This is a genomic window from Pseudomonas morbosilactucae, assembly GCF_023241715.1.
GTDB classification, from domain to species: Bacteria; Pseudomonadota; Gammaproteobacteria; order Pseudomonadales; family Pseudomonadaceae; genus Aquipseudomonas; species Aquipseudomonas morbosilactucae.
The window spans coordinates 28,099-47,411 of the sequence record NZ_JALQCW010000078.1 but is presented as its reverse complement, the minus strand read 5'-3'; the positions used below and the strand labels follow the sequence as shown (position 1 = coordinate 47,411).

The window sequence follows — 19,313 nt, the reverse complement described above, 5'->3', positions numbered from 1 at the left end:
GCGCAGGGACTTCGCCCTACACTAGCATTGGGAATACTTCTCAATTGCAAACTCCGACCTGCCATGAGCGATAGCCCCGCCGCGATCCACGCCCAGCACCTGCGTACCGTCGAAGCCCTGTACAGCGGCCACCATGGCTGGCTCTACGCGCGCCTGCGGAAAAAGCTCGGCAACGCCCTGGACGCCGCAGACCTGGCCCATGACACCTTCACCCGGATCCTCGCCTCCGGGGTCGCGGTGATCGACGAACCCCGGGCCTACCTGAGCTGCGTGGCCAAGGGCATCCTGGTCAACTGGTACCAGCGCCAGGCCCTGGAACGCGCCTACCTGCAAGCCCTGGCGCAGATGCCGGAAGCCGAGGCGCCCTCGCCCCAGGCGCGCTACCTGATCCTGGAAACCCTGCACGAAATCGACGCCATGCTCGACACCTTGCCGGCCCCGGTGAAACGCACCTTCCTGCTGTCGCAGATCGCCGGCCTCAAGTACGCCGAAATCGCCGAGCAACTGGGGGTCTCGCTGATCACCGTCAAGCGCTACATGAAGCAGGCCTTTATCCAGTGCCTGGCGTTGGTGCACTAAGTGCCCGCCCAGCCGACTGTCCCCCTGGCCGAGCAAGCCCTGGACGAAGCCGCCGACTGGCTGCTGCGCTTCAGCGAAGGCGATGTCAGCGCCGACGAACATGAGCAATGGCAGCACTGGCGCGGCAGCAGCCCGGAACGCCAACAGGCCTGGGAGCGGGCGCAGGTGCTGCTGGGCAAACTCGGCGGCCTGCCCCCGGCCCTGGCCATGTCAGCCCTGGATCGCCCTGCCAACCCGGGCCGACGCGCCGCCGTGGCCAAGCTGGCGGCATTGCTGGCCCTGCTGCCCGGCAGCTTCGGCGCCTGGAAGCTCCTGGAAACCCAGCAATGGACCGCCGACTTCCGCTCGGCCGTGGGCGAACGCCGGGAGCTGCAGTTGGCGGACGGTTCGCAGATCACCTTGAACACCGACTCGGCGATCGACGTGCGCTTCGACAGCCAGCAACGCCGGGTGCACCTGCGCCAGGGCGAGATCCTGGTACAGACCGCCCGCGATCCTGGCGACCGGCCGTTCCTGGTGACCACCGAGGCCGGCTGGATGCAGGCCCTGGGCACCCGTTTCACCGTGCGCGAGCAGGCCGGCAGCACCCGCCTGGTGGTGCTCGAAGGCGCGGTGCGGGTGCAACTGGCCGAGGCCGGCGGTGCCCAGCAGGTGATCAACGCCGGCCAGCGCACCACCTTCAGCGCCAGCCAGCTGGCCCCGCCGGAAACCGCCAACCCCGCTGCCAGTGCCTGGACCCAGGGCATGCTGTTGGCCGACAACCTGCGCCTGGCGGACTTCCTCGTGGAACTGGCGCGCTACCGCAAGGGCTTCGTGCGCTGCGACCCGGCCATCGCCGACCTGCGCATTTCCGGTGCCTTCCCCATCAGCGACAGCCAGCGCACCCTGGACATGCTGCAGCAGACCTATCCCCTGGTTATCCGTCAGCACTGGCAGGGTTACTGGGTGATGCTTTCCGCCGCCTGAAAAAAAACAGCCTGGGGGGTGATACTTTTTCCGCGCTCGGCTGGCTAGGGAAGGAAGCACTTCTCAACCTTGTCGAATAGGTCCTCCCCCATGTTCGTTAACCGCCCTCCGCGTCCGGCCCGCCCCCTCCGACCCGCCCTGCGCAACGCCCTGCTGTGCCTGAGCCTGGGCACCGCTTGCAGCACAGCGGCCTGGGCCGCCGCCACACCGGCCCTGGACAGCACACCGCGCAGCTACGAGATCCCGGCCGGCCCCCTGGGCCCGACCCTGTCTGGCTTTGCCCTGGCCACCGGCCTTCCCCTGTCGTTCCAGCCCAACCTCACCGACGGCCTGGAAAGCCCCGGGCTGTCAGGCCGCTACAGCCCCCGGGAAGCCCTGGAACAATTGCTCGCCGACAGCGGCCTGGAACTGGTGGCGCGCACCGACGGCACCTACACCCTGGCCCGGCGCCCAGCCGCCGCAGACACCGGGCTGACCCTCGACGCCACCACCATCAGTGCCAATGGCCAGGCCCCCGACAGCCTGCCGCCGGTGTATGCCGGCGGCCAGGTGGCCCGTGGTGGGCGCCTCGGCCTGATGGGCAACAAAGACCTGATGGACGTGCCCTTCAGCGTCAGCAACTACACCTCCACCCTGATCAAGGACCAGCAGGCGATCACCGTCGCCGACGTGCTGGAGCGTGACTCCTCGGTGCGTTCCACCGGGCAGACCGGCGGCGTGGTGGACTCGTTCTTTATCCGCGGTTTTCCCATAGGCGAAGGCAACCTCGGGGAACTGGCTTTCGACGGCGTCTACGGCGTGGCCCCCAACTACCGGGTGTTCACCGAGTACGCCGAGCGCGTGGAGGTGATCAAGGGGCCCGGCGCGCTGCTGTACGGCATGTCGCCCAACAGCGGGGTCGGTGGGGTGATCAATATTGTGCCCAAGCGCTCCCTGGACGAAGACCTGACCCGCTTCACCGCCAGCTACGCCAGCGACCGCCAGGTTGGCGGCCATCTGGACCTGAGCCGGCGCTTCGGTGACCAGCGCCAGTTTGGTGTGCGCATCAACGGCAGCGTGCAGCAAGGCGACACCGCTATCGACAAACAATCGCGGGAGATCAACCTCGGCGCCGTGGCCTTCGATTACCAGGGCGAGCGCCTGCGTGCCAGCCTCGACATGATCAGCCAGGAAGAACAGTTCGACGCCCCATCCCGGCCCTTCCTGATCAACCGAGGCCTGGACATTCCCTCGGCCGCCAATGGCCGGCGCAACGTCACCCAGGAATGGTCCTGGGCCAAGACCCGCGACCGCGCCACCCTGCTGAGCGGTGAATACGAGGTGAACGACGCACTGACCCTGTTCGCCCACGCCGGCGGTGGGCGCTCGCAAGTGTCGCGGCTTTCCGACCAGACCCCGAACCTGCTCAACAGCGCCGGCGACACCTCGTCGATTCCCGGCTATTACAAGTTCGAGGTCGAGCGCTACACCGTCGATGCCGGTGCCCGGGTGCGCTTCGACACCGGCCCGGTGAGCCATAACACCAGCCTGCAAGTCACCCGCTATCGCGATGATTTGTCCCGGGCGATCATTTCCGGGCCGGCGATCCTGTCCAACATTTACCACCCGGTGCAGCGCCCGGAGCCCGAAATTGCCACCCCTGACCCGCTCAAGGTCTCGGCCAGCGAACTGTCCGGCGTGGCCCTGGCCGACACCTTGTCGGTGCTCGATGAACGCTTGCAGCTGACCCTCGGCCTGCGCCAGCAAAGCATCGAGTCGCACAACTACAACCCCGCAGTCGCAGTCACCACCTACGACAAAACCGCCACCACGCCGCTGTTCGGCCTGGTGATCAAACCCTGGGAGCACGTGTCGCTCTACTACAACTACATCGAAGGCTTGAGCAAGGGCGACTCCGCGCCGGCCAACGCCGACAACTCCGGCGAGGTGTTCGCGCCCTACATCTCCCGCCAGCAGGAAGTCGGGGTCAAGGTCGACTACGGGACCTTCACCTCAACCCTGAGCCTGTTTCAGATCAAGAAGCCAGCGGGCGAACTGGTGGCCCAGAGCAATAACCGACAGATTTTTTCGGTGCAGGGTGAGCAACGTAACCGCGGCCTGGAACTCAACCTGTTCGGCGAACTCAGCGAAGGCACCCGCCTGCTCGGCGGCGTGACCCTGCTCGACGCCGAATTGACCCAGAGCGGCACCCCGGCCTACCGCGGCAACAAACCCGTGGGCGTGCCCGAGGTCCAGGCCAACCTCTGGGCGGAATGGGACACGCCGTGGATCGAGGGCCTGACCCTGACCAGCGGCGCCATCTACACCGGCAGCCAGTACATCAATCAGGACAATACCCAGGAACTCGACCCCTGGACCCGGATCGACGCCGGCGCCCGCTACAGCACCCACATCGACGGCCGCCCCACCACCCTGCGGGCCACGGTGCAGAACCTCTTCGACCGCAGCTACTGGTCGGGGGTGGCGTCCTATGGCGCCTTCTCCCAGGCCTCGCCACGCACCTTGCAACTGTCGGCCACGGTGGATTTCTAGGCCCACGCGAGGAGCAAGGCAAGCCAGGCACCAGCACCCTGGTGCTGGACACCATGATCAAGGTGCAGTCCCTGGCCTACCCAGTCTTCAACCTGCCCAAGCAGCTACTGGAGTTCATGACCGAAAAGGTGGCGCACTCGAAGGCCTCGCGGGCCAGGCAAGCGGGGTTTTGTCTATTTATTGACCGTGCCCCGTATCACCTGTGTTGTCGGCCTCCTGCGCAGTTATCCACAGAGATACCCACGGTTTTAGTGAATAACTTCAGGCGTTTGCGCGCGCGGTGCAGGCCCCAGGCCCGGGGTTCGGACTGCTCCGCCCCATAGCAAAATCCCCCAAGTCCCAGGCGCTTTACGCACCGGAAGCTGGGGGATGGCAGAGGCTTGGCGGCTATCGGGTTTACAGGGTGTAGGCGATGCCCAGTTGCACGGTACGCGGTGCGCCCGGGTAGGCGTAGGCGTTGCCGAAAGCGCCTTCCTCGTAGTCTTCGTTGAACAGATTTTTCACGTCCAGGTTCAGACGCACGTGCTCGTTGAGTTTGTAGTAGCTCAACAGATCAAAGACCTGGTAGCTGCTCATGTCGAAGGCGGTGCTGGAGGTTTGCCCGGCGCGGTTATCCACGTACTTGGCCCCCAACCCCAGGCCCAGGCCCTTGAGGCCGCCGTCCTGGAACTCATAGACGTTCAACAGGCTGAAGCTGTTGCGCGGAATGTTCATCAGGCGCGTGCCGGTCGGGATCGCCGTGTCCTTGGTGACCTCGGCATCCACATAGGCGTAGCCGCCGATCATCCGCCACTCGGGGGTGAGGTTGCCGGCCACGTTGATGTCCAGGCCACGACTGCGCACTTCACCGGCGGCCACTTTGAACACACCGTTCGGGTCCGTCGGATCGTTGGTCAGCACGTTCTGCTTGTCGATCTGGTAGATCGCCGCGTCCACGCTCAACTGGCGCTCCAGGGCTTCCCATTTCACCCCCACTTCATAGGACTTGCCTTCTTCCGGCTTGAAGCCATTGCCCGTGCGGTCGGCACCCGAGTTGGGTTTAAACGAGCGCGCCGCGTCGGCATACAGCGCCACGGTCGGCGTCAGGTTGTAGACCAGGCCAGCCCGCGGGGTGACGGCGTTGTCGCTCTTTTCCCAGGACGAGTTGTTGAGGTAGTTGTCGTAGTGGTGCTCGAAGCGCTCCAGGCGCGCGCCCAGCAGAACCTTGAGGTCGTCGGTCAGGCTGACCTGATCCTGGACAAAGGCCGCGTAGGTCTTGAGGTTTTCCTTGTCATGGGTGGTGGTGCGGGTCAGGGCCGGACGTGGCTGGCCGTAGACCGGGTTGAAGATATCGATGGGGTATGCCGCGTTGGAGCGGCGAATGATCGACTGGTAGTCGTAGTCTTCGTACTCGACACCGGTGAGCAAGGTGTGCTCGAAACCGCCGGTGGAAAAATGCCCGGTGAGGTTCAACTGGTAGTCGCGGTCACGCCACTCCAGCTTGCGGTAGTTGAAGTTGCGCCCCAGGGTGCGGCCGTCGGGCGCAATGCCGTTGGCCTCGACACCATTGCCGGCCAGGGTGCCGTCGAGGATTTGCGCGCCGCCGCCCAGGGTCCAATTGTCATTGAGGAAGTGCTCGAAACGCACCTGGCCCATGTTGTTGTCGTTGTGCAGTTTGCCGACGTCCTTCTCGCCGAAGAAGGTGTCCCGCGAGGCCACGCCACGCTGTGTCGGGTAGCGGGTCAGGCCACGATCCAAAGGCGCGTTGTTGCGCATGAAGTCGCCTTCGAAGGTGATTTTGGTGCGGTCGTTGACCTGCCAGCTGAGCACCGGGGTCACGCCGTAGCGTTCGGTTTCCACATGGTCACGGAAGGTGTCGCCGCCCTCGCCGATCACGTTCAGGCGATAGGCAAAGCGGCCGTCATCGTCCAATGGGCCGGAGGTGTCCAGGGTGCCGCGACGCATGCCCTGGTCGCTGATCTGGCTGCCCAGGGTGGTGCGGCTTTCGGCCAGGGGCTGCTTGGACACCACATTGAAGGTGCCGCCCGGGTCGCCACGGCCGTAGAGCATGGTAGCCGGGCCGCGCAGCACTTCCAGGCGCTCGATGGTGTTGGCATCGGGCATGTTCGGGTAGCCGCGGTTGATCGGAAAACCGTTGCGGTAGAACTCGCCGGTGGTGAAGCCGCGCACGGTGAAGGTGGTCAGGCCCTGGCCGCCAAAGTTGTTGGCTCGGCCCACGCCGCCGGCGTAATCGAGGGCGTCTTGCAAACGGGTCGCGCTGAGGTCTTCCACGGCGTCGCGGGTGACCACGCTGATGGACTGCGGGGTTTCATGAATCGAGGTGTCGGTGCGCGTGGCGCTGGCGGAACGGGTGGCACGATAACCCTGTACCGGCCCCTGGGCCTGTTCTTCGGCGGTGCCGTTGATGTCGATGGCTTGCAGCTCGATCGAGGCCGGGTCCACCGGTACCGATTCAGCCCAGGCAGTCTGGGAAATAGCTTGGATGACACACAGGGAAACAAGAGTTCGACGCATCGACGTAACGGCCTTTTTGGAGAATCCCGGGCACTGCGGTAGCCCGGCAAGATTGTGCCGCGAATCATATAGATACAGATTCTCATTTGATAGGCTTTCTCAGTCACGTGTAGCAAAAATAATACAAAGGGGCCGCCTCCTTGCAGCCCATCGCCGACGCGGGTTTCGCGCCCTGCCCTTCAGTCCGGCGTCGGCAAGCCCGCGTCGATAATCCCCTGGGCAATCGCCTCCATGCTGATGCGCCGGGCCATGGCGTCTCGCTGGATGCGCCGGTGGGCTTCGCTTTCGGCAATCCGATAGCGGGCCATCAACAGGGCCTTGGCCATGGAGATTTTCGACACCGCCGGTTGCCGGGTCTGCAACTTGCGGATCTGCGCCAGCATGTCGATCCGCGCGCGCCAGGCGCCCGGGCCATCAACAACTGGGTCAGCAGGCCGAACGGTCGCAGGGGCCGTTCGATCACCGCCGCCGGTTGGGTTTCCAGCACCAGTTGCAGCATCGAGGGGTTTTCGTAGCCGACCACGGCAATGATCGGCGGCGCCTGCTCGTCGAGGCTCTCCACCAATGCCTGGGTGTTGGCGCGCTGGTTGAGTTCGACCGCCAGCAGCACCGCGTCGAACGCCGCCGGCAGGCAGGTGGGCACCGGCCAGCACTGTTCGACGATGCAGCCGATGCGTTGCAGTTGGCTCAGCACCACCCGGGCCTCGGCGTCCTCGGGGTGGATGACCAACACCCGCAGGCCCTTGAGCTCGCGCAGCAGCGAAGGTGCAGTGTTCATCTCGCCCTCCTCCGCCTCACGCTTCAGCGTCCAGTTGGTACTCGACCATGTACGGGCTGGGCCGCACCGCCTCGCGGCTTTCCAGCACCAGTTGGAACTGACGCTGGGCATCGACCCGGGCAATCCGTGGCCAGAGCCAGGTGTGCTGAGTGTCGGCATCGATACTCACACGGCCTTGAGGAGCGTCGAAGTGGGCACCGGCCAAGGCTTCGCGCAGGGCCTCCAGGGAATCGTCCGCGGCCTGGCGTGCGGCCTGGGCGAACAGGTGCACCTGAAAATACGCCGCCTCGGCCCCCGAGGTGATCGGCGCCTGCTCGCCAAACCGCGCCCGGTAGCGGGCGACAAAGGCCCGGCTTTGGGCGTTGTCCAGGGTCGAGAACCAGGGCGCCGCGCACACGTGCCCTTCGGCCTCCTCGGCGGTCATGGCGAGCACGTCCACTTCATTGGTGGCCAGGCTGACGATCGGCGTGCGCGCCGGGTCCAGCCCGGCACGGCGGTAGGCCCGGTGCAGAGCCGGGATGTCGCTGCCGACAATGGTTGAGTAGATGGCGTCCGGGGCGGTGTCCGCCACCCGCTGCATGACCCGCTGGAAGTCCTCCTCACAGGCGTGGAACGGCAGGTAGATTTCGTCCACTACTTCGCCCCCGGCCTGCTCGAACAGCTCGCGCATGATGCGGTTGGACTCGTACGGGTAGACATAGGGCCCACCGACAAACAGCACCCGCCCGCCGTAGGTTTCCAGCACATAACGCGCCAGTTGCACGGAGTTCTGGTTGGGGGCCGAGCCGGTATAGAAGCAGTACGGCGAATACTCGAAGCCTTCATAGAGGGTCGGGTAGAACAGCAGGCGACGACGGCTTTCCACCACCGGCAAGACCAGCTTGCGGGTGCTCGACATGTGGGTGCCGAACAGCACCCGCACCTGTTCCTGATCACAGAGTTGCAGGGCGCTGTCGCGGTAGCTGGCCGGCTCGGCACCGGGGTGGGCAACCACTGGCACCAGGGGCACGCCGTTGATGCCCCCCGCTTCGTTGACTTCGGCAATCGCCAGTTGGCTGGCATTGGCCTGGGTGGTCTCCACCCCGGCGGTGAGGCTGTGCTCGGAGAACAACAGCCCGACCTTGTATCCCTGAGTACTCATGACGTAAGGCTTTCCCAATTGAAGTGCTGCTCGAAAGCATGGGCCAGGCGGTACAGCGTGGCCTCATCGTAGTCGCGAGCGACCAGCATCATGCCCACCGGCAGCCCGGCGGCCAAGCCGCAGGGGATGGAGATCGCCGGGTGACCGGTAACATCGAAGGGCGCGGTGTTGGCGTTCATCTCCAGGGCGCGGCTGACCCAGGTGCTGGCCGAGGCTTCAGGCTCCGGCAACCGCGGCGCCTTGAGCGGCACCGTGGGCATCAGCAGCACGTCGAAGTCTTGCAGGTGCCCGTCGTAGGCGGCGCGCAGTTGCCGCGCCGCATTCTGTGCCTTGGCGTAGTACTGCCCGGCATGGGCGCGGTAAGCGTAGTCGCCGGCCAGCAGGCAGGTTTTCAAGTCATGGGGAAAGGCCTCGGCCTTGGCCTGCCAGCCGGCCTGGGCCTGCATCAGGCTCTCCACGTAGAGCCCCTTCCAGTTGCTGGAATAGTTGCAGCCGAGCATCTGCTGGGTGGTGCCTTCCACGGCAATCGGGGTCCAGATCGCATGGCCCAGGGCGTGCATCGGAATCGACACCTCCTCGACCTCGGCCCCCAGCTCACGGAACAGACCGGCGGCGCGGCGCACCGTCGCGTCCACGTCGGCTTCCGAGTTGGCCAGGCCGAAGCCTTCGCCCACCACGGCAATCCGCAACCCGGCGCAGCCCTGGCCCAGGGCCTGGGTGTAGCGCACCTCGGGCAGCTGCCGCCCCTGGCGCGGGTCGAGGCCGTCGACCCCGGCCAACACCTCCAGGAGCAAGGCGTTGTCGGCGACATTGGCGCTCATGATGCCGGCGTGATCCAGGGTCATTTCCACCGGCATGATGCCGCTGTAGGGAATCAGCCCGTGGGTCGGTTTCAGGCCGTAGATGCCGCTGTAGGCCGCGGGAATGCGCACCGAACCGCCCTGGTCGGTGCCGATGCCCAGGTCCACCTCCCCGGCGACGATCAGCGCCGCGCAACCGGAGGACGAGCCGCCGGTGGAGTGCCCGGGGTTGCGCGGGTTGTGCACCGCGCCGGTGGCATTGGTGTGGCTGCTGCCGGACACGCAAAAGTACTCGCAATGGGCCTTGCCGAGAATCTGCCCGGCGGCGTCCAGCACCCGGGTCGCCACGGTGGCGTCCAGGTCCGGCACGTAGCCGCGCAGGGTCGAGGCGCCGTTCATCATCGGCACCCCGGCCAGGCAGATATTGTCCTTGAGGGCGATGCGCTTGCCCGCCAGCTTGCCGGTCGCCGCGCCTTGCACCTGGGTCTTCACGTACCAGGCGTTGTAGGGGTTGTCGCCGGGTGCCGGTTCGTGGCCCGAGCGCTGCGGGTATTTGAGCGGTGGCAGCGTGGAGCCCAGGCTGTCGAGGCGGTCGTAGTCCTGCCACACCGCTTCGAGAATGCCCGCGTACTCGTTCAGCAACGACGCATCGAGCTGCAGGCCCAGGCGAGCACCGGCCGCGTCGAGGTCGGCCTGGGAGGGACGTTGAATAGACATGGTGAAGTAATCCTTAAGAATGAAAATCCACGAAACGTTCGGCGATGGCCGAGGCGCTGGTGGTGGACGGGTCGATCTCTTCCACCAGTTGGCCCTTCTCGATGATCAGGATGCGATCCGACAGCGCCGCGAGGAACTCGATGTCCTGCTCCACCAGGATCAACGCCAGCCCCTGCTCGCGCCGCAGGCGTTGCAGGGTGTCGATGATCTCGTCGCAGATCGACGGCTGGATGCCCTCGGTGGGCTCGTCCAGCAACAGCAGTTTCGGGTCGCCGCACAGGCAACGGGCCAGAGCCAGCAGTTGCTGCTCACCACCGGACAGCGCACCACCCGGCTGCTCCAGCAAGCGTTCCAGGCGCGGAAAATATTCCAGCACCCGCTCCATGGTGGTGGCCGCCGTGGCGAAGTTTTTCACGCAGCCCATGCGCAGGTTTTCCCTGACCGAGAGCTGGGGGAAAATCTGCCGGCCCTGGGGCACGTAGCCGATGCCCGCCGCCGCCCGCTGGTGGGCCGCCGCGCGGGTCAAATCCTGCCCGGCAAAATGCAGGGTCCCGGCCATGACCGGCAGCTCGCCTATCAGCGCCCGAAGCAAGGTGGTCTTGCCCATGCCGTTGCGCCCCAATACCCCGACGCCGCTGTTGGCGCTGGCGCTGAGCAGCACCTCGCGCAACACCGGCACCCGTCCATAACCGGCACACAGGCCTTTGACTTCAAGCATGTTTGATCTCCTGCTTGCCGAGGTAGGCTTCGCGCACTGCCGGGTCCTGAGTGACCTCGGCAAAGCTGCCTTGGGCGAGGATCGCACCCTGGTTGAATACGGTGACGGTGCCGGCGATCAGGCGAATGAACTCCATGTCGTGCTCGACCACGATCACCGTGCTGTGGGCATTGATTTCCTTGATCAGGGCAGCGGTCTTGCGCACTTCCTGGTGGGTCATGCCGGCCGCCGGCTCATCCAGCAGCACCAGGGCTGGACGGGCCGCCAGGATCATCCCCAGCTCGACCCACTGGCGCTGGCCGTGGGCCAGGTCGCCGACGTTGCGCTGGCGCAGTTCGCTCAGGCCGATCCGTTCCAGCGTCGCTTCAGCGGTGGCCCGGGCCTCGGCGGGCCGTTGCAGGCGGCTGGCGGCCAGGCGCAGGTTTTCCAACACATCGAGGCCGTCGAAGACGCTCGGGGTCTGGGTTTTCACGCCGATGCCCAGGCGCGCGATGCGGTGCAGGGGCAAGCCGGAAATGCGCCGACCACGAAAATGGCAATCGCCACGGCTGGGCTGCAACTGACCGCTGAGCAGTTTGAAAAAGGTGCTTTTACCGGCGCCGTTGGGGCCGATCAGGCAGCGCACCTCGCCGCTGTGGACGGTGAAGTCCACCGCCTTGACTGCGTGCACGCCACCAAAGCTGACGCCCAGGCCACGGGTTTGCAAAAGGACTTCACTCATGCCGAGCGCTCCTGTGGTTGGCGGGTGGCGCGGCGTGGCCGGCGCAGTGTTGACAGGAGGCTGGCCAGGCTTGGCAGCAGGCCTCGGGGCAGGAGCATGACGAAGGTCAGGAGGATCACCCCGAGCACCAGGCCGCTGTCCAGGCTCTGCTGTTCACCCAGGCGGGCCATCAGCGCCTGGATGGCGATGCAGGCCAGGATCGGCCCGAACAGGGTGCCGCGACCGCCGACAATCACCCAGATAATGATCTGCGCCGATTGCGCCAGGCCGAACACCCCGGGGCTGACGAAGGCGCCCCAGTTGGCGAACAGGCAACCGGCCAGGCCAGCGATACCGCCACCGAGGCTGAACACCAGCAGCTTGTGCAGCCGCGTGTCGTAGCCCAGCAGGCCGGCACGCTGCTCGTTCTCGCGCACCGCCACCACCACCTTGCCGAAGCGGCTGGCCAACAGCCCGCGCAGCCCCAGGTAGCAGAGGATCAAGGCGCCGCCGATGACCTGGAACAGGGTCTCGGGCTCCAGCACCCGGTCCGGGTCGAAGGGCATGTTCAGGGTGGGGATCGCCGGGATGCCGTTGAAACCGCCCAGCAAGGCGCTGCCAATGTGGTAGGCCGAGCCCGAGGTGGAGTTCATCACGTTGAACAGGATCAGGGTCACCGCCAGGGTGATCACGCCCAGGTACACATCACTGATGCCGCCATAGAACATGAAATAACCCATGGCCGCGGCGAACAGCGCCGGCACCAGGACCGCCAGCAATACCGCCCAGGTGCTGTCGCCGAAGTTCAGCACGCCAATGGCGTAGGCGTAGGCGCCCAGGCCGAAAAACGCCGCCTGGCCGAAGCACAGGATGCCGCCAAAACCCCAGACAAACGCCAGGCTCAGGGCGAGCAAGGCCATCACCAGGTAGATCGACAGCGACAGCAGGCTGAACAGGTCCAGCCACTGCGGCAGCAGCACCAGCAACAGCGCGGCCAGCAGGCTGCCACCCAGGGGCAGCAGGTTGGGAGAGGAAATAGTCATCAAAATGCCCTTTTGAAAAAACGCCCGGTGATGCCCTGGGGCAAGACCCGGATCAACACCACCGCCGCCAGCAACAGCGCCACTTCACCGAACACCGGGGTGCTGAGGAAGGTCACCACCTGGTTGATCGAGCCGAAGGCCACCGCCGAACTCAGGGTGCCGGTGATCACTGCACTACCGCCGCCGATCACCGTGATAAAGGCCTTGGCGATGTAGCTGGCGCCCAGGGTCGGAATCACCCCGGTCAACGGCGCGAGCACCGCGCCGCCGAGGCCGGCCAGGGCCGCACCGAGGCCAAAGGTCAGGCTGTAGATGCGCCCCGGGTTGGCCCCCAGGGCCGCGGCCATCTTGGCGTTCTGCATGGTCGCCCGGGCACACAGGCCGAAATGGGTAAAGCGCAGCAAGGCCCACATGCCGAGGATCACCGCCACCGCCACGCCGATCACGAACACCCCGTAGCCGCTGGTTTGATAGGCACCAATGCTCAGGCCCGGCAAGGGTGAAGAAATGCCCACCGTGGTGTTGCCGAAAAACATCGTGGCAATCCCGGTCAGGGCCAGGCTCAGGCCCCAGGTGGCGAGCATGGTGTCGATCATCCGCCCGTACAGGTGGCGCACCAGCAGGCGCTCCACCAGCATGCCGAACAGGCCCACGGTCAGGGGCGCCAGGACCAGGATGGAAATCCAGATCGGCACGTGCAGTTTATGGGTGGCGAGGATCGCCACATAACCGCCCAGCATCATGAATTCACCATGGGCCAGGTTGATGATTTTCATCATGCCGAAGACCACCGCCAGGCCGATGCTGAGGAGCACCAAGGTGGCGATGGCGCCCAGTATTTGCAGGGAAAAAACCGCTGCCCAATCCATACCCGCCTCCTTACAGCGTCACGCTGTACTGTTTTGCATCCCGGGGGTTCTTGATCAGGTCGCACACCGACGCGGTGTCGGCCGGCGGCTGCTGGGCAAAGCTCTGCACCACCTCCAGGCGTCGATCACGGACCTCGGCAATGTGCACATCGAGAATGCAGTGGTGGGTTTGCGCATCCACCGAGACCTTGCCGCTGGGCAGCTCCAGGCTCACGCCCTGCTCCAGCGCCTCGATCACCGCCTGGCGCTCCACGGTCCCGGCCCGGCGCACGCCTTCGGCCCAGAGCTGCATGCCCTGGTAGGCGCCCATGGCCAGTTCGGTGATGTAGGGGTAATCGGCGCCGAAACGCTGGTGGAATTTGCTGACAAACGCCTGGTTGTTGGGCGTCGCCAGTTCCTGCACGTAGTTCTGGCAGATCAGGATACCGTTGCATTCTTCCGGGGCCAGCACCACGTGCTCGTTGCCCCCGGCGAAGGTGGTGGAGGCAATCGGCAACTTGCCGGCCATGCCCGAGGCTTTCCACTGGCGGTAGAACGACATGTGGGCACCGCCCACCAGGGCCGACCAGACGAAGTCCGGCTTGGCTTCCTGGATCTTCGAGATGGTCGCGCCGAAGTTGGTCACGTCCAGCGGGAAGAACTCCACCGCCAGGGTTTCGCCCCCCGCCTCGGCCACGTACTTCTTCACGTGGGCGGAGACGATCTGCCCGTAGTTGTAGTCGGCGGCGATGATGTAGACCTTCTTGCCCCAGGCCTTGGTGACGTGCTGCACGAGCTTTTCCACGGTCTGCGCAGGGGTCACGCCGGTGCCGAAGAAGTTGCGGTCACAGACCCCGCCCTCGTACTGGTTGTCGTAGAAGTACAGGGTCTTATAGCGGTCCAGCACCGGGCGGATCACCTCTCGGGACGATGAGGTAATGCCGCCGTGCACCACCGCCGCCCGATCCTTGAGCGCCGCCTGCTGGGCGTACTGGGCATAGAGCTGCATGTTGGACTGGGTGTCGTACTTGATCAGGTTCAGCGGGCGGCCCAGCAAGCCGCCCAAGGCATTGATCTCTTCAGTGGCGAACGTCAAGGCGTCGACGATCGGCTTGCCATAGATGTCCAGGCCGCCGGAGCTGTCATACAGCGCGGCGACATTGATCGCGTCGTCGGCGGCAAAGGCCGACAGGCTCTTGAAACTCAGCGTCGAGAGAGCGGCCGCAGAGACAGCGGACGCGCGAAGGAACGTACGACGATTGATAGCCATGGAGGATGCTCCTGGAGGCACCCGGCCCGACCCAAGCGTCACCCGCGTTCAGCCGAACGCCCACGCCAAAGGCGTGCTGGGAATACTTGAGGGAGGTGGGGTGCACGGGGAATGCAGGGCGTGATGTGAGCCTGATTCCACCCGCCGACGACGCTGTCGGCTGAACGATTGAGGTGCGTTTCAGTACAGGCGACGATCTCTCCATTGAGATCGCCCAGCCCTCCGAGGGAACAACGTGGAGGGTGAAACGCGAGCCGCGTGGCGCGACAGCCGAATGACAGCAAAAAACACGCCACAAAACATAAACAACTGATTTGTATGATTTTTTATAAAAATCAGCGCTGCCTTATCAGCCTGCTGGCGCCCGACCTGGGTAAAAACGCCCCATCGGCGAACACAGGGTGCACACCAACGATTCACCCTGGCGCAGCAGCGGTAACAGGCCGGCCACGGTGCGCAAAAACAACAACGCCACTCTCTTGGAGTGGCGTTGTTACTCAACGACGGCGGGCGCAGCGCCGGTCAGACCGACCCGGCGATGCCCTGATGCCCACCTACACCTGCTGCTTGAGCGTCTGGAAATGGGCCTGGAACGCCACGTGCCGGGCCTGTTCCTGACGCCAGAGCTTGATCAGCAACGGCACGTGCACCAGCACCAGCCCCAGGGCCAGGAGCAGCCAAAGCACATGGGCCAGGGCCGACCATGGGTTATCCAGGGTGCGCGAAGGATCCAGCACAATCTCCGGCGTGTCGCTGGCGTCGCGGCCCAGGTAGACGACCATGCCTTTGACCTTGAACGGCGTGCTCACTTCCCCCGAGATCATCCGTTGCTGCTGCTTCCAAACCTCCAGCAAGTCCTCGTCATCGGAGTAGCTGACCGCCAGGTCACCGTAGACGCCTTCTTGAATCAGCACCACGCCGCCGCGCTGGGCGAGCAAGGCCGGTTGCAGGGCCTTGCTGATCGCTTGCTGGACCAAGGGCTGCATGCTGGTCTTGGCCTGGCGCCGCAGCTCCTCGGCAAAGCGTGAAACGATCATGGCCTCATCGCTATGCCCCTTGGCTTTCAGCGCGCCGTCCTGGGCCAGTTTGAGCAGTTGCTCCCAGGTCTCGGGCTGCTCGGCCTCGCCGATCAGCAGCCGCTCGACGAAGCGCCGCTTGAAGGCCGTGCAATTGGCCGAGACGCCGTCGATCACCAGGGCGCAGGCGCTCTCGATCCGCAGCACCGTGTCGCTCAGGCCCACCAACAACTGGGCCTTGATGTCCCTCATGTTGTAGATCGCCGACGGGTCGCTCTCCATCTGCCGGTACATCTGGGTCTTGAGCATGATGTCGAGCATCGCGTTGGACTCGGTGCGCAGGAACGTCCCCGAGTACAGCTCGCGCACGGCTGGGTCCAGCGACAGGCTGGCCTGGGGCAAGGGGTCGCCGCCCCAGCGCAGGCGCTGGCAATCAAAGCCCAGGGTCACGCCATCCTGGCGGTATTGCAGGTCACAACGGCCCTGGCCCTGTTGCTCAAGGAAACCGCCCAGGCCCGGAGGGTCTTGCAGCAGCGCCGCCGCCGAAGGGTAGGAACGGGCTTCGTTGCCGCTGATCCAGGCGCCGGTCTGGGCCAGATCGGCCCCCAGGTCGTCGGCCACGGCCCACAACCCCAGGCCGGCCAGCAGCCCCACCAGGCTCAGGCTCAGTTGGCGCCCCCAAAAGGCGTGGGGGAACAGGCGCTGCTCCTCGTCCACGGAAAACTGCTGGCCCAGGCGCAGCACGCCGTAGTCCTCGACCCGCATCTCAACCTCGACCCGGCCATCGTCAGGCAGCAGCATATGGGCGGCCCAATGGGCAGGCAGGTTCACCAGCACCTTGTCGCCGAGAAACAGGTGCTCGGTCATGAACAGGCTGTTGTCCGGGTTGGCCAGTGTCACGCTGTGCAGCACGCCACGGCTACGGTTGACCTTCTGCGGCGTGCCCAGGGAGCGTTTGCGCCAGGTCAGCCACAGCGCCAGGGCGCCCAGGGCAAACGCCAGGAACAGCCAGATAAGGCTCGCGCCGTCGTCGGTCAAGGCCAGGCAGATGCACACCAGCAACCACAGCACGGAGGGCCAGAAGGCAATGCCTGGCTGGCGGCGATAGCCGATTTCGGCGGGGGTTTCATCGCGCTGGCTAAGGATCTCGACCCGCCCGAACGCCTCAGTCGGGGTCGCCTCAGCGGCGGGTTTGGCAGCGTTGCTGTCGGTGGCCGGGGCATCCCCGTCCACCACGTCCTGCAAGGCCCCGACTTGGCCGTGGGACCACTGCTGGTGTTGCTTCTGCCGACGCAGTTCGCGCTCGCGCCCGGCGCTGAGGTCGAACTGGCCGTTGAGGGCGACGACGATGGCGAACTTCTCGGTCATCACCACTTCGGCTTCGTTGTATTCGGCCTGCAGGAAACTGCGAGCGTCGTAGGGCAGCACCACATCGACGTCACCCAGAGTGTCGTGCAGGGTTGTGCCGCCCTGCCCCGTCTCCAGGCCGTGGCGGATAAACTCGCCAGTCAGGCTGAACACTTCGGGGCTGATCAGGCTTGCGGGCTTGTCCGGGTTGGCCGGGTGGAACAGGAACGGCTGCACCAGGGTCTGTTCTTCAGCGCTCAACTGGCGAAGCGATTCACCGCTTTGCTTGAGGTCGCGCAGGGCTCCCTTGTTGTCACTGCGCCGCGCCGCGTAGGTGATCAGGCTGAAGGCCGACCACACCAGCACTACCACAAACAAAATGACCTGGATGGTATTCAAATCCATTAGCTGCCTTGTCCTTGATTAAAAATCGCCGCGGATGATAACCACATTTGTGCGAAAAACCAGAAACCTCCGGCAAAACAATTAATGGCCGACGGCGGCCGACGCCGTGAACGCCGCCGTAGTAAATGCCAGGCAAAAAAAACGCCACTCAATGAGTGGCGTTCTTTCACAGCGGCAACAAGCCGCCGGCGACTTCCCAGGCAACCGCAGTTGCCCAAGGCCTTGGCTTACAGCGCCATGTCGGTCGCAGCGTTGCTTTCACGCTCAGCCTTGGGCTGGGCGGCGGCAGGTTGTGCCGGAGCAGCCTGGCCGTTGACGGCTGGCGGTGGTGTCAGTTGCAGAACCTGGCTGGTGTAAGCCCATTCTTGTGCAACTTTTTCCGGGCTGTCGTTCAGCTTGGTGCCGTAGCTCGGCACGATCTGGTGCAGCTTGGCTTGCCACTCAGGCGTCGCGACTTTGTCTTTGAAGACCTTTTCCAGCACGTTCAGCATGATCGGTGCCGCGGTCGAAGCGCCTGGCGATGCGCCCAACAGACCGGCGATGCTGCCGTCCTGGGAAGCAACGATCTCGGTGCCCAGTTTCAGCACGCCGCCCTTCTCTTCGTCACGCTTGATGATCTGCACGCGCTGACCGGCCTGCCACAGACGCCAGTCTTCAGCCTTGGCGTTCGGGAAGTATTCCTTCAGGGCGTTGAGGCGGTCTTCATCAGACAGCATCAGCTGGCCAGCCAGGTACTCCACCAACGGGTATTCCTTGATGCCGACTTTGGTCATCGGCCAGAAGTTGTGGGTGGTGGTGGTGGTCAGCAGGTCCAGGTACGAACCTTCCTTGAGGAACTTGGTGGAGAAGGTCGCGAATGGGCCAAACAGGATCACGCGCTTGCCATCCAACACACGGGTGTCCAGGTGCGGAACCGACATCGGCGGTGCGCCCACCGAGGCTTTACCGTAGGCCTTGGCCAGGTGCAGGTCGGCAATGCTTGGGTTCTCGGTCACCAGGAACGAGCCGCCCACTGGGAAACCGGCATATTCCTTGGCTTCGGCAATGCCCGACTTCTGCAGCAGGTGCAGAGCACCGCCACCGGCACCGATAAACAGGAACTTGGCGTCGGTCTGGGTTTCAGTACCGTCTTTCAGGTTCTTGTAGGTCACGCGCCACGAGCCGTCTTCATTGCGCTCGATGTCTTGCACTTCGCTCGACAGTTTCAGGGCAAAGTTCGGCTGGGCTTGCAGGTGAGCGACGAACTGACGAGTGATCTCGCCGAAGTTGACGTCGGTACCGATCGGGCTCCAGGTGGCCGCGATTTTCTGGTTCGGGTCACGCCCTTCCATCATCAGCGGAACCCACTTCTTGATCTGAACCGGGTCTTCGGAGTACTGCATGCCGCTGAACAGCGGGCTGGCTTGCAGGGCCTCGTAGCGTTTCTTGAGGAACTTGATGTTGTCGTCGCCCCACACGAAGCTCATGTGCGGTGTCGAGTTGATGAACGAGCGCGGGTTCTTCAGCACGTCGTTCTTGACCTGCCAGGACCAGAACTGACGGGAGATCTGGAAGGCTTCGTTGATTTCAACGGCCTTGGGGATCTCGACTTTGCCGTTGGCATCTTCCGGGGTGTAGTTCAACTCGGCCAGGGCGGAGTGACCGGTACCGGCGTTGTTCCAGCCGTTGGAGCTTTCCTGGGCGACGCCGTCCAGGCGCTCGACCATCTCCATCGACCAGCTCGGCTCCAGCTCATTGAGCCAGACGCCAAGGGTGGAGCTCATGATGCCCCCGCCGATCAACAGCACATCGACCTTTTTTGTCTCAGCAGCGTACGAGGACGAGAACCCTATCGTCATCGCCAGGCCCAGGAGGGCCGTGTTCACTTTTTTCAACATAATTGTAATTACCTACGATAGAACGCCATCCGCCCCTGCCGCCTTGCTGATGGGGGTGTTCT

General features: G+C 64.6%; 15 protein-coding genes. 3 read left to right on the top strand and 12 right to left on the bottom strand.

Features of this window, described 5'->3' with window-relative positions; all coding sequences use genetic code 11:
* Positions 1-63: 63 nt before the first annotated feature.
* The 3 genes from M1B34_RS26425 to M1B34_RS26415 all read left to right on the top strand — a co-directional run bounded on the left by M1B34_RS26425 (position 64) and on the right by M1B34_RS26415 (position 4,077).
* Positions 64-579, top strand: coding sequence for a sigma-70 family RNA polymerase sigma factor (locus M1B34_RS26425; protein ID WP_123333754.1), 516 nt, complete (start codon positions 64-66; stop codon positions 577-579).
* Positions 580-1,545 carry a FecR domain-containing protein gene (locus M1B34_RS26420; protein ID WP_123333756.1) on the top strand — a complete coding sequence of 322 codons (966 nt, stop codon included), beginning with the start codon at positions 580-582 and terminating at the stop codon, positions 1,543-1,545.
* Positions 1,546-1,635: 90 nt separating this feature from the next.
* Complete coding sequence (locus M1B34_RS26415; protein WP_268266672.1) at positions 1,636-4,077, top strand: TonB-dependent receptor; 2,442 nt, start codon at positions 1,636-1,638, stop codon at positions 4,075-4,077.
* Between the two features lie 396 nt (positions 4,078-4,473).
* Here M1B34_RS26415 and M1B34_RS26410 read toward each other — a convergent pair whose 3' ends face one another.
* From M1B34_RS26410 to mqo, 12 genes are all read right to left on the bottom strand, one after another.
* The gene (locus M1B34_RS26410; RefSeq protein WP_268266671.1) at positions 4,474-6,591 is read right to left on the bottom strand and encodes a TonB-dependent siderophore receptor; all 2,118 of its coding nucleotides are present in this window, start codon (positions 6,589-6,591) and stop codon (positions 4,474-4,476) included.
* Positions 6,592-6,770: 179 nt separating this feature from the next.
* Positions 6,771-6,917, bottom strand: coding sequence for an ANTAR domain-containing protein (locus tag M1B34_RS26405; protein WP_268266670.1), 147 nt, complete (start codon positions 6,915-6,917; stop codon positions 6,771-6,773).
* On the bottom strand, positions 6,899-7,369 hold the full coding sequence (locus M1B34_RS26400) for an ANTAR domain-containing response regulator (protein WP_268266669.1): 471 nt from the start codon (positions 7,367-7,369) through the stop codon (positions 6,899-6,901). The genes M1B34_RS26405 and M1B34_RS26400 overlap by 19 nt, the downstream gene beginning before the upstream one ends.
* Positions 7,370-7,385: 16 nt before the next feature.
* A complete protein-coding gene (locus M1B34_RS26395; protein ID WP_268263921.1) occupies positions 7,386-8,510 on the bottom strand; it encodes a transporter substrate-binding domain-containing protein in 1,125 nt (374 codons plus the stop codon).
* A complete protein-coding gene (locus tag M1B34_RS26390) occupies positions 8,507-10,027 on the bottom strand; it encodes an amidase (protein ID WP_268266668.1) in 1,521 nt (506 codons plus the stop codon). Before M1B34_RS26390 ends, M1B34_RS26395 begins: the two co-directional genes overlap by 4 nt.
* Before the next feature lie 13 nt (positions 10,028-10,040).
* A complete protein-coding gene (locus tag M1B34_RS26385) occupies positions 10,041-10,745 on the bottom strand; it encodes an ABC transporter ATP-binding protein (protein ID WP_268266667.1) in 705 nt (234 codons plus the stop codon).
* Complete coding sequence (locus tag M1B34_RS26380; protein ID WP_268266666.1) at positions 10,738-11,466, bottom strand: ATP-binding cassette domain-containing protein; 729 nt, start codon at positions 11,464-11,466, stop codon at positions 10,738-10,740. The genes M1B34_RS26385 and M1B34_RS26380 overlap by 8 nt, the downstream gene beginning before the upstream one ends.
* Complete coding sequence (locus M1B34_RS26375; RefSeq protein WP_268266665.1) at positions 11,463-12,488, bottom strand: ABC transporter permease subunit; 1,026 nt, start codon at positions 12,486-12,488, stop codon at positions 11,463-11,465. Before M1B34_RS26375 ends, M1B34_RS26380 begins: the two co-directional genes overlap by 4 nt.
* Positions 12,488-13,357, bottom strand: a complete 870-nt coding sequence (locus M1B34_RS26370) for an ABC transporter permease subunit (protein WP_268266664.1) — start codon at positions 13,355-13,357, stop codon at positions 12,488-12,490. Before M1B34_RS26370 ends, M1B34_RS26375 begins: the two co-directional genes overlap by 1 nt.
* A 10-nt stretch (positions 13,358-13,367) precedes the next feature.
* On the bottom strand, positions 13,368-14,606 hold the full coding sequence (locus M1B34_RS26365) for an urea ABC transporter substrate-binding protein (protein WP_123333785.1): 1,239 nt from the start codon (positions 14,604-14,606) through the stop codon (positions 13,368-13,370).
* Positions 14,607-15,160: 554 nt separating this feature from the next.
* Complete coding sequence (locus tag M1B34_RS26360; RefSeq protein ID WP_268266663.1) at positions 15,161-17,374, bottom strand: IgaA/UmoB family intracellular growth attenuator; 2,214 nt, start codon at positions 17,372-17,374, stop codon at positions 15,161-15,163.
* A gap of 227 nt (positions 17,375-17,601) precedes the next feature.
* The gene (gene mqo / locus M1B34_RS26355) at positions 17,602-19,251 is read right to left on the bottom strand and encodes a malate dehydrogenase (quinone) (RefSeq protein WP_123333790.1); all 1,650 of its coding nucleotides are present in this window, start codon (positions 19,249-19,251) and stop codon (positions 17,602-17,604) included.
* Positions 19,252-19,313: the final 62 nt, after the last annotated feature.

Excerpts from the sequence above, each read along its gene's own strand:
- M1B34_RS26375 (WP_268266665.1), bottom strand. The coding sequence starts at position 12,488 with ATGACTATTTCCTCTCCCAACCTGCTGCCCCTGGGTGGCAGCCTGCTG.
- M1B34_RS26390 (WP_268266668.1), bottom strand. The coding sequence starts at position 10,027 with ATGTCTATTCAACGTCCCTCCCAGGCCGACCTCGACGCGGCCGGTGCT.
- M1B34_RS26425 (WP_123333754.1), top strand. The coding sequence starts at position 64 with ATGAGCGATAGCCCCGCCGCGATCCACGCCCAGCACCTGCGTACCGTC.
- M1B34_RS26395 (WP_268263921.1), bottom strand. The coding sequence starts at position 8,510 with ATGAGTACTCAGGGATACAAGGTCGGGCTGTTGTTCTCCGAGCACAGC.
- M1B34_RS26380 (WP_268266666.1), bottom strand. The coding sequence starts at position 11,466 with ATGAGTGAAGTCCTTTTGCAAACCCGTGGCCTGGGCGTCAGCTTTGGT.
- M1B34_RS26400 (WP_268266669.1), bottom strand. The coding sequence starts at position 7,369 with ATGAACACTGCACCTTCGCTGCTGCGCGAGCTCAAGGGCCTGCGGGTG.
- M1B34_RS26405 (WP_268266670.1), bottom strand. The coding sequence starts at position 6,917 with ATGGCCAAGGCCCTGTTGATGGCCCGCTATCGGATTGCCGAAAGCGAA.
- M1B34_RS26415 (WP_268266672.1), top strand. The coding sequence starts at position 1,636 with ATGTTCGTTAACCGCCCTCCGCGTCCGGCCCGCCCCCTCCGACCCGCC.
- M1B34_RS26360 (WP_268266663.1), bottom strand. The coding sequence starts at position 17,374 with ATGGATTTGAATACCATCCAGGTCATTTTGTTTGTGGTAGTGCTGGTG.
- M1B34_RS26370 (WP_268266664.1), bottom strand. The coding sequence starts at position 13,357 with ATGGATTGGGCAGCGGTTTTTTCCCTGCAAATACTGGGCGCCATCGCC.
- M1B34_RS26410 (WP_268266671.1), bottom strand. The coding sequence starts at position 6,591 with ATGCGTCGAACTCTTGTTTCCCTGTGTGTCATCCAAGCTATTTCCCAG.
- M1B34_RS26365 (WP_123333785.1), bottom strand. The coding sequence starts at position 14,606 with ATGGCTATCAATCGTCGTACGTTCCTTCGCGCGTCCGCTGTCTCTGCG.
- mqo (WP_123333790.1), bottom strand. The coding sequence starts at position 19,251 with ATGTTGAAAAAAGTGAACACGGCCCTCCTGGGCCTGGCGATGACGATA.
- M1B34_RS26385 (WP_268266667.1), bottom strand. The coding sequence starts at position 10,745 with ATGCTTGAAGTCAAAGGCCTGTGTGCCGGTTATGGACGGGTGCCGGTG.